Source organism: Pseudodesulfovibrio thermohalotolerans (genome assembly GCF_021353295.2).
In the GTDB taxonomy this organism is placed as follows: Bacteria; Desulfobacterota; Desulfovibrionia; order Desulfovibrionales; family Desulfovibrionaceae; genus Pseudodesulfovibrio; species Pseudodesulfovibrio thermohalotolerans.
This window is the reverse complement of record NZ_CP120635.1, coordinates 2965617-2979913: the sequence shown is the minus strand read 5'-3', so window position 1 is coordinate 2979913 and position 14297 is coordinate 2965617. Positions and strand designations below refer to the sequence as shown.

At 59.7% G+C, this 14297-nt stretch carries 11 protein-coding genes; 4 read left to right on the top strand and 7 right to left on the bottom strand.

What is annotated here, in order from left to right; genetic code table 11:
• Window positions 1-145: 145 nt before the first annotated feature.
• The gene (locus tag LF599_RS13955) at window positions 146-2665 is read left to right on the top strand and encodes a sigma-54 dependent transcriptional regulator (RefSeq protein ID WP_279521196.1); all 2520 of its coding nucleotides are present in this window, start codon (window positions 146-148) and stop codon (window positions 2663-2665) included.
• Window positions 2666-2814: 149 nt separating this feature from the next.
• On the opposite strand, the gene proX is transcribed toward LF599_RS13955, so the two are convergent.
• The 3 genes from proX to proV are packed head-to-tail and all read right to left on the bottom strand — an operon-like array spanning window position 2815 to window position 5891.
• Window positions 2815-3819, bottom strand: coding sequence for a glycine betaine/L-proline ABC transporter substrate-binding protein ProX (gene proX / locus LF599_RS13950; RefSeq protein WP_279521195.1), 1005 nt, complete (start codon window positions 3817-3819; stop codon window positions 2815-2817).
• A gap of 21 nt (window positions 3820-3840) precedes the next feature.
• A complete protein-coding gene (locus LF599_RS13945) occupies window positions 3841-4671 on the bottom strand; it encodes an ABC transporter permease (protein ID WP_279521194.1) in 831 nt (276 codons plus the stop codon).
• Window positions 4671-5891, bottom strand: a complete 1221-nt coding sequence (proV, locus tag LF599_RS13940; protein ID WP_279521193.1) for a glycine betaine/L-proline ABC transporter ATP-binding protein ProV — start codon at window positions 5889-5891, stop codon at window positions 4671-4673. The genes LF599_RS13945 and proV overlap by 1 nt, the downstream gene beginning before the upstream one ends.
• 643 nt (window positions 5892-6534) lie before the next feature.
• Between proV and LF599_RS13935 the strand changes: the two genes are divergently transcribed.
• Window positions 6535-7662, top strand: a complete 1128-nt coding sequence (locus tag LF599_RS13935; RefSeq protein ID WP_279521192.1) for a PAS domain-containing sensor histidine kinase — start codon at window positions 6535-6537, stop codon at window positions 7660-7662.
• 96 nt (window positions 7663-7758) lie between these two features.
• Here the strand turns inward: LF599_RS13935 and LF599_RS13930 are convergent, their stop codons facing one another.
• From LF599_RS13930 to LF599_RS13920, 3 genes are read right to left on the bottom strand one after another with little or no spacing between them, the layout of a single operon-like run.
• A complete protein-coding gene (locus LF599_RS13930) occupies window positions 7759-8193 on the bottom strand; it encodes an arsenate reductase ArsC (RefSeq protein ID WP_279521191.1) in 435 nt (144 codons plus the stop codon).
• A gap of 9 nt (window positions 8194-8202) precedes the next feature.
• On the bottom strand, window positions 8203-9306 hold the full coding sequence (gene arsB / locus LF599_RS13925) for an ACR3 family arsenite efflux transporter (RefSeq protein ID WP_279521190.1): 1104 nt from the start codon (window positions 9304-9306) through the stop codon (window positions 8203-8205).
• A gap of 19 nt (window positions 9307-9325) precedes the next feature.
• Window positions 9326-9673: an ArsR/SmtB family transcription factor gene (locus LF599_RS13920; protein WP_269943582.1), complete on the bottom strand. Its 348-nt coding sequence runs from the start codon at window positions 9671-9673 to the stop codon at window positions 9326-9328.
• A 262-nt stretch (window positions 9674-9935) separates the two neighbouring features.
• On the opposite strand from LF599_RS13920, the gene LF599_RS13915 reads away from it, so the two are divergent.
• Complete coding sequence (locus LF599_RS13915; RefSeq protein WP_279521189.1) at window positions 9936-11294, top strand: phosphomannomutase/phosphoglucomutase; 1359 nt, start codon at window positions 9936-9938, stop codon at window positions 11292-11294.
• A gap of 154 nt (window positions 11295-11448) precedes the next feature.
• Here the strand turns inward: LF599_RS13915 and LF599_RS13910 are convergent, their stop codons facing one another.
• Complete coding sequence (locus LF599_RS13910) at window positions 11449-13539, bottom strand: molybdopterin-containing oxidoreductase family protein (RefSeq protein ID WP_279521188.1); 2091 nt, start codon at window positions 13537-13539, stop codon at window positions 11449-11451.
• A 271-nt stretch (window positions 13540-13810) separates the two neighbouring features.
• Here LF599_RS13910 and LF599_RS13905 point away from each other — a divergent pair, with 271 nt between their 5' ends.
• Window positions 13811-14260 carry a 4Fe-4S dicluster domain-containing protein gene (locus LF599_RS13905; RefSeq protein WP_269943583.1) on the top strand — a complete coding sequence of 150 codons (450 nt, stop codon included), beginning with the start codon at window positions 13811-13813 and terminating at the stop codon, window positions 14258-14260.
• The last annotated feature ends 37 nt before the right edge of the window (window positions 14261-14297 follow it).

Sequence of the window (14297 nt, the reverse complement as noted above, 5' to 3'; positions counted from 1 at the left end):
ACCTTACGTTATGGCGTCTTGTGGTATTTAGCAACCATCATGCCGAAAAGGGTTTGACAAAGGGTGCGGCGCGGCATAACGGCAAATTAAGGTGAGGCGGCGCTTATCTTTTTTTTAGTGCCGTTACCAAGCTCGGGAGGTTCTCATGCCGTCACGGATCACCTCTGGCAACTGGCTTTCAAACTGGATGCGGAAGCATTTCCCCTGGCTGGTGCGCAGGCTCGGGCTGCGGGGTAAATTGCTTCTGGCCATGATGCCTTCCATCGTGGGCATATTGTTGTTCACGGGCTGGGCCTCATATAAGGTCTCGGACGAATTCATTGAAATCGCGCTGAGCCGCACCGTGCGCCAGAACACCATGGCCGTTGCGCACGAGATGGAACAGTATCTGGACGGCTGCCGTTCGGACCTGCTGTTTTTTGCCGGCGGGCGGACGGATGCCGCAAGCTTGCACGACGCGTTCAAGCGGTTGCTGAAATCGGGCGGCAAACCCTACTTCGAGCTTTGCTATCTTCCGTCAACGGGCGGAAAGCCCGTGGTCCTGGTCCGCCAGGACGATGCCGTTCGCGAGATCGACCCGGCCGGGCTGGACCGCGTGCGGCCCTCCCTTTTTGCGGAACTGGACCGTATGGAGTCCATCAAGCCGGGTGGCGTGGCCATTTCGGAAATATTCGAAGTGACCTATCCCATGCCCACGGAGGACAACGCCAATCGCTACAGGACCGCCAACGTGGTTCGATTCTATACCACCTGCCCCGGGAACGGAACCGAACCTCCAGGCCTTTTGTTCATGTCCGTGGAGGCCACTACCCTGCGCAACATCCTCTCCTGGTACAATTCACGCAAATCTCCGTTGTGGGCCTTTCCCCGCAGCGACGAGCTCCGCTTCAGCTTTTTCTTCAACAATAATGGGTGGATTCTTTTTCAGTCCGCGGACTACGCCAAGCGCAACGGCAAGTTGACCACCTTTCTCGCCCGTGAAGGATTTGACGGTTCGTTGGGCAAACCCGGCAACGCGGCCGCGTTCCGGCCCAACGAGAAGCACACCCTCTATTGGAACGCCGTGGCCGCAGTACGCGAGGGCGGAAGCGGCCTGAGTCGGGTCAAGGAGACGGTCTCCCACGAATCCGGCGTGGATTCCCATTATTTCAGCTTTGCCCCGGTCCTTTTCCGGGCTGACCCGTCCGGCCCGCCCACGGTCTGCGGCGGCGTGGTCTTCGTGGATCGTAGTCAATTGCCGATTATCGCGGGCTATAAGAACATGGATGTCATGCTTTTCGTGACCATCGGCGGCATCGTGGTCATTTCCGTCCTCATTTTCCTTTTCGGGCGGATTCTGACAAAGCCTGTACGCGAATTGGCGATGTGCATGAATAATTTGGATTCATTGGAGGAAATGGAGGAAATTAATTTGCCCTACAGAGGGTACGATATCACCATGCTCCAGGATTCCATCAACAATATCATCCGTCGGGTCAAACGGCAGGTGGTGGAGATTCAGGCCAAGGACGAGGCCATTCTCAACGTGAACAATCGGGAGCCGGTTTCGTTGGAACGCGAGCGCGAAGTGCTCATGGAGAACGAGTTGAGCCGTATCCCGGAGATCGTCGGCGTGGGGGCGGCCACGGCCAACCTCAAGGTCAACATCCTCAAGGCCGCCCAGGTTGAGGTGGATGTGCTCATCGCGGGCGAGACCGGCACCGGCAAGCAGCTCGTGGCCGAGGCCATCCATGCCCATTCCAGTCGGGCGGAAAAGCCGTTCGTCTCCATCAATTGCGGCGCGTTGGACGAGAATCTGCTCCTCGATGCCCTGTTCGGCCATGTCAAGGGCGCTTTCTCCGAGGCAAAGGATGACCGCAACGGCGCCTTTGTCGAGGCCGACGGCGGCATTCTGTTTCTGGACGAGGTTCAGTCCGCTTCACCGAAGGTTCAGCAATCGCTTCTTCGTGCGCTCGCCTCGCGCAAGATCAATCCGCTGGGCAGCGACCGGGAGGTTACCGTGGATGTGCGCATCCTGGCCGCCACAAACGTGGATATCCCGTCCCTCATCGAGGACAACACCTTCCGCGAGGATCTGTATTACCGGCTCAAGGTCATTTCCATCAACACGCCCGCCCTGCGCGACAACCGCGAAAACATCCCGCTGTTGTCCGTGTATTATCTTAAACAGGCCGAAGCCCTGGCCGGGCGCGAGCACCTGGAGCTGAGCAAGGGCGCGCTGGCAAAGCTCGTGTCCCACGACTGGCCCGGCAACGTCCGCGAGCTGGTCAACTGCATCACCCGCGCCGCGGTCATGGCCGAAACGGACGTCATCCAGCCCGAGGAGATTCGGCTGGAAAGCGATTTCGGCACCTGGTCCGCGCCGTCGCGGCACGAGGAACCGTCCGCCAACGACGTGTCCAATTCCGTTGCTTCGGAGGCCAGCCCGGCATCGGCCGCGCAACCGGCTTCGTCCGAGGACCTGGGCCTCAACCCCCGGCAAAAGGAAGCCTGGGACGTCATTCGCAGGCAGGGCACCGTCACCCGCAAGCAGTATCAGGACCTGGTCGGGGGCAATCTTCCCACCCGCACCGCCATCTATGATCTCCAGGATTTCGTGAAACGCGGGATTCTGGTCAAGAAGGGCAAAGGTCCGTCTACCCGATACGAGGTGGTTTGCGAGTAGTGGAATGGCGGTCCCGCCGTCCTGTCGAGAGTGAACGTTCCCGTTACACCATGAAAAAAAAGAGACTTCGCCGCATATCGGCGAAGTCTCTTTTTGTTTGTGGGTCGACGAGTCATGCGGGAACGCGGTCCCGCAGTGTCCGTCGCGGTTTATTGGGCCGCTTTTCTGGCGGCGTCGAGCCAGCCGTTCCAGGTGTCCTGGTGGGCGGCGATCCATTCATCCACGTGCTTGGCGATGTCCTTGTCGGACTTTTCGCCTTCGTTCATGCGGGTGTTTTGCGCGCTGACGTCATCGATGGTCAGCTTGAAGTTCTTGAGGAAGGTGGCGGCCGCCGGATTCTTCTCCATGAACTTCTTGTTGGCCACGACGGTGATGTCGTAAACGATGAATCCCGGGTGCAGGGGGTCGCTGACCGCGCCGGTCACGCCGGAAACAGTGCTTCCGATGTTGCCTTTTTCGGGCACGTTGATCCACATGACGTCTTTGCCGGGCTTGAGCTTGTACACGGTCCAGTTGGGTGTCCAGGTGTAGAAGAAAACCGGCTTGCCGGACTTGTACGCGCCGATGGCCGAGGCCATGCCCGCTTCATAAGAGGCCTTGTTGGGCTTGATGTAGTCGTCCAGGCCGTATGTTTCCATGTGCTTGGTGATAACCTTTTCGCATCCCCAGCCCGGAGGGCAGGCGGTCAGGTCGGCCTTGCCGTCGCCGTTCAGATCGAACGCCTTGACCACTTCGGGGCGCTTGAAATCATCCAGGGATTTGATGCCGAACTTGTCCACTTCCTTCTTGGACACAAGGTAGCCCTGCATACCGCCGGCCTTGATGATCGGGTCGAGGATCATGGCTCTCTTGTCAAAGTTCTTGGGCAATTGGGGGTTGTGCAGCGGGAAGTTGCCGTTGCACCAGTAGTCGATATCGCCGAGGTAGATGGATTTGTAGGCGATGGGGTTCTGCAGGTCTTTGGGCTTTTCCACTTCGTAGCCCAGTTCCTCCAGGCCTCGGCGTGCAAGGGCTTCCTGAAAGAAGCCGGTGTTCCAGGTGGCGCGCGCTGGACGGACGGTGACGCCCTTGCCGGGCTTCATGTCCATGGCCATGGCGGAAGTCGCGATCAGGGCCGCGAACAGAACGGCCAGGGTGCGATGCATAAGTTTCATGGAACCTCCTTGTATGTCTGTTTATTTTCTCTTTGCCATTGATTGAGTGATGCGGTCCAGGACGATGGCCATGAGCACGATGCCCACGCCGCCGACAACGGCGCGGCCGATGTCCAGGGTGTTCAGCCCGAGGATGACCGGGGAGCCGAGTCCGCCCGCGCCGATGAGCGCGGCGATGACGACCATGGAAAGGGCCATCATGATGGTCTGGTTCAGGCCAGCGAGGATGGTCGGCATGGCCAGGGGAATCTGGACCTTGAAGAGCACCTGCGTGCGAGTGGCTCCGAACGCCTGGGCCGCCTCCACCAGTTCCGGGTGGACCTGGCGGATGCCCAATCCGGTCAGCCGGATGATGGGCGGCAGGGCGAAAATGATGGTGGCCAGCACGCCCGCCACGTTGCCCACGGAGAAGAGCATGACGATGGGCACGAGATAGACGAAGGCGGGTGTGGTCTGCATGGCGTCGAGCACGGGCCGCAGACCGGCCTCGAATTTGTCGCTGCGGCCGGACATGATGCCGAGGGGAATGCCGATCACGGCGCAGATGACCACGGACGACAGGACCATGGCCAGAGTCGTCATGGTGTCCTCCCACAGCCCAAGGAAGCCCACGAGGAGCATGGCCAGCAGGGAGAAGAGGGCCAGCCGCTTGCCGGAGAACTTCAAGGCCAGGAAGCAGACCACGGTGATGACGATGAGCGGGTGCAGTGAGGTCAGGCCGTGTTCAAAGCCGGTAAGCAGCTTGTCCACGGGCCATTTGAGCATTTGGAAGAACTCGCGGTGATAGTCCACCAGCCAGTCCACGCCTACCGAAACCCATTGGTCGAGAGGTATTATCGCTTCTTGAAACATTATTCGGCACCTCCTTCCGAAAGGACGCTTTCAGTCCTGTGCAGGGTCTTGAGGAATCGGTTCTTGGAGACCACGCCGAGGTAGCGGTTGTCATCGTCAACCACCGGAATGGGCCAGATGGCGGCGGCCACTTGCGGCAGGATGTCCTGCATGGAGTCATCCTTGTGCGCGGTCCACGCCTCGGGCAGGTAGACCTGGCTCAGGGGCTGCTCGGGCAGTCCGGCCTCAAGGGCGTTGCGGATGCCTTCCGAGGAGACCACGCCGAGGAAGTGACGGCGGGAGTCGGTCACATAGGCGTATTCCAGCTCGCTGCCGCTCAGGATTTCGTGCGCCGTGCGCAGACTGCCCCCTTTGGTGACGACAATGGTTGGGTGCGAGTCGCGGACGATGTCGCCCGCGCTGATGACTCCGGTGGGGTCGACGCCCCGGAAAAAGGCGCGCACGTAGTCGTTGGCGGGGTTTTGCAGGATGTCGTCGGGCGTGCCCACCTGGACGACGTTGCCGCCCTCCATGATGGCGATGCGGTCGCCGATGCGAAGCGCCTCGTCCAGGTCGTGGGAGATGAACACGATAGTCCGCTGTTGTTCCTCTTGGAGCTTGAGCAGCTCGTCCTGCATCTCGGTGCGGATGAGCGGGTCAAGAGCCGAGAAGGCCTCGTCCATAAGCAGGATTTCCGGGTCCACCGCCAGCCCCCTGGCGAGGCCGACTCGTTGTTGCATTCCGCCGGACAGTTGCGAGGGGTATTGGTCCTCCCACCCTGCCAGGCCGACTTGCTCCAGGGCCTCGCGGGCGCGTTCGTGGCGCTTGGCCTTGTCCACCCCGGCCAGCTCCAGGCCGAAGGCGGCGTTGTCCAGCACGGTTTGGTGCGGCATGAGCGCGAACGACTGGAAGACCATGCTCATGTTGTGCAGCCGGAATTTGACCAATTCGTCATCAGTCATGGCGGTCACGTCCTCGCCGTTGACCACGACGCGTCCGGCTGTCGGTTCGATGAGCCGGTTGAGCATCCGGACCATCGTGGATTTGCCCGAGCCGGACAGTCCCATGATGACGAAAATTTCGCCTTCTTCGATGGAGAATGAAGCGTTGTTCACGCCCACAGTCATGCCGGTCTTTTCCAGGACCGAGGCCTTGTCGTATCCGCTATTCAGTAGCTCAAGGGCTTTTTTGGGTTTGCTCCCAAAGATTTTGTAAAGGTTTTCTACGTTGATTTGTCCCATATTTACTCCGTTGAAAGTGGCGACGAGCTCCCTTCGCGCGGGACGGAGGGAGTGTCTGAAAAAACAATTGTCGAAATGAAATCAGGAAAGGGGAACCCGATCGCGGAGGCCGCAAGGTGTGGCGACACAAGGCCGACGTGCGGACAGGGCTCCCGGTCCGCTATGGCATTTCGAGGTCGATGGCATGTAGTGTGTTTGTTATGTCGATTCTAATGTTGTTTCAATGGTAATACAGTAAAAGTGTAATGTAGTAGCGTCTTACACTAGTGAGCTGCGAATGCAGTAATCAATCTAATACTGTATTATCGACGATAGTTTTTGTTACAACTTTAAAACAACATTGAAGGATATGCATCGACAAATTGTGAAGACATAGGTTAGCGGAATAACTTTATCATGTCAAAAATTGATTTTTTATTTTGAATATGGATTGTTTTTTTCGGTGATAATCACGAATAATAGATGGTTTAAAGTGTTTTCTCTCGGCATTGTTTTGTGCGGTGAAATGAAGGGGTATCTGACGTCGAACAGATGAGGTTTGCCGATTTTTTTTGGGTCGGAAGCTGCTGTCGGGATTCTATTTTTTAAACACATGTGGTATATGAACAGCCATTGAATTTACCTATCGATGATCGGGGGTGGAATGCCGTCTGACGACGACAAATCCAGAGAGGAGCTTCTTGCGGAATTGCAGGACGTGCGCGCCAGGTTGGCCAGCTTGACCTGGGAGGGCGGCGACTGCGTTCGCCCGGCAGGAGACGAGCTGTACAGAGCCCTGTCGGACGCTGCGTTCGAGGCCTTGTTACTCTCCGACAATGGCGTGTGCGTCGGTCAGAACCGGGCCGCGAGACGGCTGTTCGGCTACTCGGACGAGGAGGTCTTGGGGCGTGCGGACGTTGAATGGGTGCACGAGGACTGCCGCGAGCAGGTTCTGGGCGTCGTTCGTGGCGGGTGTGACGAGCCTTGCGAGGCGGTGGCCCTGCGCAAGGACGGCACCACTTTCCCTTGCGAAATCCGTCCAAGCCTTGTTCATCGTCACGGAAAGACCTTTCGCGTGATCGCCCTGCGGGATATTTCCGCCCGCAAGGAGGCGCAAACCATGCGCGAGGACTTCGACCGGATGTTCCGGCACGACATGCGCACTCCGCTGGCGGGTATTTTGGCCGCGCCCAAGGTGCTTCAGGCCGAGGGCAACCTGACCCCTTTCCAGGAGGAGCTTCTGGAAGCCGTGGAAGAGGCTTGCTACAAGATGCTCGGCATGTTGCGGGTTTCGGTGGACCTGCCGCGACTTGAGGACGGGACTTTCGAGCCCGAGATGTCCACCTTCGACCTGGCCAGGCTCCTGCGGCGCATTCTCAGCCTTCAGGAGGCGTATGCCCGCTCCCGTGAGATCGGCACACGCGTGGTGGCGGGCGGTGATGCGACGTCGGTGGGGTTCATGGACGGCGACGAGGTCCTCATCTTCAGCATGATGACCAACCTCTACCGCAACGCCCTGGAAGGGTCGCCGCGAGGCGGGGTCGTGTCCATCGGCCATGCATGCCGGGACGGCGTGGTGACCATCGATATCCGCAACACCGGCGAGGTTCCCCCGGAAGTCCGGGATTCCTTCTTCGAAAAATATTCCACCGCGGGCAAGCCGGGCGGGCAGGGGCTGGGTGCCTATTCGGCCATGCTTGTGGCCCGGGCGCACGGCGGGACCATTCGGCTGGACACCTCCACCGAAGGCGTCACTTCCGTGCATGTGATTCTGCCCCAACGCGTCCGCTGAGGATCATCCCGCTTTTTTGATGAAAACGCGCGTCCGGCTGAGAACTGCCGAACGCGCGTTTCGTGGTTTTGTCGGGCCGTTTTACCTACCGGCGTGTTACGATGCCTCGGTTTCAAGCGAGCCCGGCAACCCCTCGACAAATGCCTTTATCTCGTCGCGGACGCGGCGGTACACGGCCAGGATTTCTTCTTCGTCGGTCATGGACAGGGCAAGGGACGGCGGGTCGTCGAAACCGATGTGAACCACCCGCGTCTTGGCCGGGAAGTAGGGGCAGTTCTCATTGGCGTGCCCGCAGACCGTGACCACGTAGTCGAACTCCGTGTCCACCGGCAGATCCGTGACCAGTTTTGACGTCTGGCCGGAGATGTCCACGCCCGCCTCGGCCATGACCCGCACGGCCAGCGGGTTGAGTCCGTGCGTCTCGACGCCTGCGGACCATGCTGTGAATTCGCCGGATTTGAGCGTCTTGGCCCAACCTTCGGCCATCTGGCTTCGGCACGAGTTGCCGGTGCAGAGAAACAGTATGTTCATTTTGTTCTCCTAGCTGGTTTTGGATGGTGCGCGGCGGACATGACAGACGCCGCCGAGGGTTTCCTTGGCATGGGGGAAGTAGCGGTGCTTGAAGCGCACGGCCACGTTGACCAGCCCGATAAGGACCGGGACTTCCACCAGGGGGCCGATGACCGCTGCGAAGGCTTCGCCCGAGTCGATGCCGAAGACCGCGATGGCCACGGCGATGGCCAACTCGAAGTTGTTGGAGGCCGCGGTGAAGCTCAGGGTGGCCGTCTGCTCGTACGTGGCGTCCATCTTCCAGGACAGGTAGAAGGAGACCAGGAACATGACCAGGAAGTAGATGGTCAGGGGGATGGCGATGCGGATGACGTCCAGGGGCAGGGCCACGACCCTGTCGCCCTTGAGGGAGAACATGACGAGGATGGTGAAGAGCAGGAAGATGAGGGTCAGCGGGCTGATCTTGGGGATGAAGACCGTCTCGTACCACTCCCGTCCCTTGGTCTTGAGGCCGATGAACCGCGAGACCATGCCCGCCACGAACGGGATGCCCAGGTAGATCGACACGCTCTCGGCGATCTGGCCCATGGATATGTCCACCACCACGCCTTCCAGCCCGAACCAGCCGGGCAGGATAGTGATGAAGACATAGGCGTACAGGGAGAAGAAAAGGACCTGGAACAGGGAGTTGAAGGCCACCAGCCCGGCGCAGTATTCGGAATCGCCGTCGGCAAGGTCGTTCCAGACGATGACCATGGCGATGCATCGGGCCAGGCCGATGAGGATCAGACCGACCATGTAGTCGTGGTGTCCGGACAGAAAGGTCACGGCAAGGCCGAACATGAGCACCGGCCCGATGATCCAGTTCTGAACCAGGGAAAGAGCGAGCACCCGGTAGTTGCGGAAGACCTTGCCCAGCTCTTCGTATCGGACCTTGGCCAGGGGCGGATACATCATCAGGATCAGGCCGATGGCGATGGGGATGTTGGTGGTCCCCACCTGAAAGGCGTTCACAACCCGCTTCACGTCGGGGAAGAGGTAGCCGCAGCCCACGCCGACGAACATGGCCAGGAATATCCACAGCGTCAGGTAGCGGTCCAGGAAGGAAAGCTTTTTCGTGGCGGTTTCGGTCATATGGTCGCTCCTTTGCCGTTTACGAGCAGGTTTTAGGGATTTTGTTCGCCAGGTGCTCCATGAGCCGGGCGTGGTCCTGTTGCGCCTGTTCCAATGCGGGCAGGTGCCGTTTCAGGGCCGACAGCACCTGATTTTGGATTTCGCCCTGCGGCTTGGCCAGCGTGTAGTAGACCCACTTGCCCTTGCGGCGGCTGTTCACCCAATCTCCCTTGCGCAGGAAGGACATGTGCCGGGAGACCGTGGACTGGGGCAGGTCGAGGGCGGCCATCAGGTCGCAGACGCACAGCTCGCCATGGTCTAGCAGCCGTATGATCCGCAGGCGTGTGGGGTCGCAGAGTCCCTTGAATCGCTTCGCGAGTTGTTCCATGGGGAAATAAATATCCGCCTATGCGGATATGTCAATGGGCATTTGGTGACGATTGTGTGTCGAAGCCGTGGGCGTTCCGGTGGAATTTCCGGGAAAATGTCTATATACGATGAGAGGAAGCGGGACGCGTACCGGCCGATGACGGTCGGATCGGGGAATCCCGGCGGCACCCGTTCATGGAATGAACAGCCTTCCGGCCCTTGTGGCCGGGATAACCGAGACAAGACCGATTGCCCGGCTCCACGGGCAGGGAGGAATACACATGAAGCCGATCACGCGAGAAGTATTCAGGACCTACGACATTCGCGGTGTGGTGGACAGGGATTTCGACGAGGAGTGGGTCGAGCGGCTGGGCCGCGCCTGCGGCCGGTATTTTCTGGAGCGCGGCTCCGCGACCGCCGTGGTCGGCCACGATTGCCGTCATTCCTCACCCGGCTATGCGGAGGCCCTGGCGCGCGGCCTGAACGAAACGGGCGTCGACGTCATCGCCATCGGCCAAGTCTCGTCCCCGGCCTTTTACTGGGCGGTGACCAAGTCCGGCGAGACTGCGGGCGTGATGATTACTGCCAGTCACAACCCTTCGGAATACAATGGGTTCAAGGTCTGGCAGGGAATCAGCACCATCCACTCCGAGGCCATTCAGGACATTTATGATCTCATGGAGGAGGGGAATTTCCCCCAGGGCGAGGGAACCGTGCGCCATGAGGACATTCTCGATCGATACGTGGACGAGCTGGCCGGAGACGTGACCTTTGCGCGGCCGCTCAAGGTCGTGGTGGACGGTGGCAACGGCACGGGCGGCAACCTCACCGCCGACGCCCTGGAAAAGGCCGGGGCCGAAGTGATTCGCCTGTACTGCGAGCCTGACGGCGATTTCCCGAATCACCATCCCGACCCGGTGGTGGAGAAGAACATGACCGCCCTGCAGGAGGCCGTGCTCAGGGAAAAGGCCGACATCGGCATCGGCCTGGACGGCGACGGCGACCGCATCGGCGTGGTCACCGAAAAGGGCGGCCTGCTCTTTGGCGACCAGCTCGTGGCGATCTATGCGCGGGACATCCTCAAGTCCTTCCCCGGCGCATCCATCATAGGCGAGGTCAAGTGTTCCTATCTCATGTATGAGGACATCAAGGCCCACGGCGGCGACGCGGTCATGTGGAAGACCGGCCACTCCCTCATCAAGGCGCGTATGCGCGAGATCGGGGCCAAGTTCGCGGGCGAGATGTCCGGTCACATGTTTTTCGCCGACCGCTATTACGGTTTCGACGACGCCACCTACGCGGCTTTGCGCATGGTCGAGATTCTTTCCCGGTCCGACAAGCCCATGAGCGAACAGCTCGACTGGCCCAGAACCTGGTCCACGCCGGAAATCCGTGTGGATTGCCCGGAAGCCCTCAAGGAGACCGTGGTGGGCAAGGCCGTCGAATACTTCAGCTCGAAATTCGACGCCATCGACATCGACGGCGTGCGCGCCGTCTTTCCCGACGGCTGGGGGCTTATCCGCGCCTCCAACACCCAGCCTGTCCTCGTACTCCGTTTCGAAGCGGAGACGCCTGAGCGGCTTGAGGAGATCAGGGCCATGTTCGAGGAAAAGCTCCATGCCTGGATAGCCGAAGGCTAGGCGTTTCATCCCTGCAAATTGCAAAAGGGGCGGTCTTGGCGGACCGCCCTTTTTTTGCGTCTGAAGATTCCCGTTCTCGGTGATCTTTCCAGACAAGAAAAGACCGGCAGCGGGGGCTGCTGCCGGTCTCTTCAGGGTATGGGGGTGATGGCAGTTATGCCTTGGAAACGGAGACGAAGTGTTCCTGCATGGCGACGGCTCCGCCGCAGCGGTCCCACTTCTTGATGCCCTTGGGCATGAGCAGGTTGTCGGCGGCTCCCATGCCCTTGGCACGGGTTTCACACGGCAGGTCGTGGCCGAAACCATGGATCATGAATACGGCCTCGGGATGGACGAAGTCCGTGACGAACGCCTTGATCTTGCCCGTGTAGCCGTTGCTGGACACGTTGACGTACTCGTCCTGCTCGATGCCGAGTTCCTCGGCGCGTTTGGTGTTGATCCACAAAACGTTCTCGGGCATCTGCTCGAAGAGCAGCGAGTTGTTCACGGTGTGTCCCTGGGTGTGCAGGGCGCAGCGGCCGAAGGTGATGCGGAACTTGTCCGCCGGCGGCCGCTCCGGAGCCTCGTAGGGCTTGAGGGAGGGGAAGCCGTCGGCTTCAAGCTTGGCGTCGATGATCTGGACCTTGCCGGACGGGGTCTTGAAGGAGCCTTCCTTGACCGGCTTGTACAGGGGCTCGTCGGCCAGGGGCACGATGCCGGTCTTCTCGAAGTCCTCGATGGATACGCCGGTGCCTTCGAGCTGGAATTTCCAGATGTCCTCGATGTTGGTGTAGTCGAGTTCCTTGAGGCCCATGCGCTTGGCCAGTCCGGCGTAGATTTCCCAGACGGCCTTGGTGTCGTGGACGGGCTGCATGGCGCGCTTGCGAACCTGGAAGGCGGGCTTGGGGCCGTTCTTGGTCATGAGAATCTCGTCCCGTTCCAGATAGGGGGAGATGGGCAGGACCACGTCGGCGTACCAGGCGGTGTCGGACCAGGAGAAGGTCGCGGAGACCAGCAGCTCGATGTCGTCCCACATGGCTTTGACATCGTCCTTGTCGGGGAAGGCCATAAGCGGGTCATGGCGCTGGGCGATGTAAGCCTTGATGGGATAGGGTTCCTCGCTGGCGGCGGCCTCGTAGGCCAGGTGAACCAGGCCGGGGCCCTGGTCGAAGTGCTTGCGGCCGTCCATCCAGCCCACGCCGTCGGCGCGCTTGCCTTCGGGCTTGGGATAGATCTGCATGAAGCTCTTCAGACCCTTGGCGCCCACGTCACCGGGCTTGTTCATGAACGGCAGTCCGCCCTTTGCGCCGATCGCGCCGAGCAGGGCGTTGATGATGTAGATGGTCCGGGTCATGTAGAAGGAGTCGTTGTAGCGCGCAGTCATCCAACCCGGATGCCAGAGGACGCTCGGAGCGGCCTCGGCCAGTTGATTGCAGAAATCGATCAGTTCGGCCGCGGGGATGCCGGTTTCGGCCTCGGCCCACTCGGGGGTGTAGGGCTTGATGAACTCGACGAGTTTGTCGAAATCCTCGACCCAGTCGGCCACGAACTGCTTATCATACAATTCATTATTAATAATGACGTTGATGACGGCCAGGTTGAAGGCGTAGTCGGTGCCGGGCCGGATCATGTAGAAGTTGTCCGCCTTGGTGGCGGGGACGTTGGCGCGGATGTCGATGACCGACAGCTTGCAGCCCTTGCCCATGGCGTTGAGCAGGTTGTTCACTTCGGCCACGTTGATGGCTTCGAAGATGTTGCGCTGCTGGAGCACCACGTGTTTGGCGTTCTTGAGGTCGTAGGAGACGCCCTTGCGGCCGAATCCGAACACGGACAGGGCCGCGTTTTGCACGTTGCGTGCGCAGGCCGAGTCGTGGTTGTTGTAGTTGGCCGTGCCTATGCCGCGCAGAAAAGCCCGGTAGAAGTCGCGGAAGGGGCCTCCGCGATCGGAAAAGAGAACGGAATTCTTGCCGTAGGTTTCCTGGATGCGGGTCAGCTCGTCGGCCACATAGTCCAGGGCTTCATCCCAGGACACCCGTTTCCATTTGCCTTCGCCGCGTTTGCCCGTGCGAACCATGGGGTATTGCGGACGATCTTCGTCGTAGGTCAGAGCTGTGCCGGCAGCGCCGCGCGGACACAGAGCGCCCATGATGCCGGGGGCATCGGGGTTGCCCTGGATGTACTCGGCCTTCCCGTCGATCACCTCGACTTCAATGGGGCATCTGACCGAGCACATTCCGCAAATGCTCTTTACATATTCCTTACCCATACACTCCTCCTGTACAGACAGTGATGATTCTGCGCGCTTTTTGATTCGGTTGGAACATAGGCGCTCCGGTCAACCCTGGGCAACATATACCCGGAATGTGAAATTAATAACATGATTTTTGTTTCAATCGGAGAAAAAAAGGGGTTATGATAAGTTTTGTTTGCGAAATATATCACAAGATGGAACGTTGTTGACCAAGTCGGGATTTTTCATCAAATCCTGGACTACTAACAAGACTGCGCGCCCAAATCCTAGTCTGCAGAGGTGGAAAATGGCTGGTTATAGAATTAAATTCGACAAAAAGCGGTGCATCGCGTGCAACGCCTGTCTGGTTCACTGCAAGGTGAAGAACAAGGTGCCCGCTGGGATTTCCCTCAATCGGCTTGAAGCCGAGGGACCCATCGCCGACAAAGACGGCAAGCCTTCGGCAAAGCTGAAGTACCTTAACTGTCGGCACTGCAAGAAACCCGAATGCGTGAGCGCATGTCCCACCGGGGCCATGTACAAGCGCGAGGACGGGCTGGTTTTGGTCGATATGGACAAGTGCGACGGCTGCAAGGCCTGCATCGACGCCTGTCCGTGGACCGTGCCGGTGTTCAACGACGCCACCGGCAAGATTATGAAATGTGATTTCTGCGCGGACAGAGTGGATGCCGGTGGCACACCTGCCTGCGTTGTCGGCTGCACGGCGAACGCCCTGACCTTCGTGCGGCCGGAATAGACTGGTAGCAACTCCGCGGCCTTGGGGGACGCGGGGT

Excerpts from the sequence above, each read along its gene's own strand:
- LF599_RS13955 (WP_279521196.1), top strand. The coding sequence starts at position 146 with ATGCCGTCACGGATCACCTCTGGCAACTGGCTTTCAAACTGGATGCGG.
- proX (WP_279521195.1), bottom strand. The coding sequence starts at position 3,819 with ATGAAACTTATGCATCGCACCCTGGCCGTTCTGTTCGCGGCCCTGATC.
- LF599_RS13945 (WP_279521194.1), bottom strand. The coding sequence starts at position 4,671 with ATGTTTCAAGAAGCGATAATACCTCTCGACCAATGGGTTTCGGTAGGC.
- proV (WP_279521193.1), bottom strand. The coding sequence starts at position 5,891 with ATGGGACAAATCAACGTAGAAAACCTTTACAAAATCTTTGGGAGCAAA.
- LF599_RS13935 (WP_279521192.1), top strand. The coding sequence starts at position 6,535 with ATGCCGTCTGACGACGACAAATCCAGAGAGGAGCTTCTTGCGGAATTG.
- LF599_RS13930 (WP_279521191.1), bottom strand. The coding sequence starts at position 8,193 with ATGAACATACTGTTTCTCTGCACCGGCAACTCGTGCCGAAGCCAGATG.
- arsB (WP_279521190.1), bottom strand. The coding sequence starts at position 9,306 with ATGACCGAAACCGCCACGAAAAAGCTTTCCTTCCTGGACCGCTACCTG.
- LF599_RS13920 (WP_269943582.1), bottom strand. The coding sequence starts at position 9,673 with ATGGAACAACTCGCGAAGCGATTCAAGGGACTCTGCGACCCCACACGC.
- LF599_RS13915 (WP_279521189.1), top strand. The coding sequence starts at position 9,936 with ATGAAGCCGATCACGCGAGAAGTATTCAGGACCTACGACATTCGCGGT.
- LF599_RS13910 (WP_279521188.1), bottom strand. The coding sequence starts at position 13,539 with ATGGGTAAGGAATATGTAAAGAGCATTTGCGGAATGTGCTCGGTCAGA.
- LF599_RS13905 (WP_269943583.1), top strand. The coding sequence starts at position 13,811 with ATGGCTGGTTATAGAATTAAATTCGACAAAAAGCGGTGCATCGCGTGC.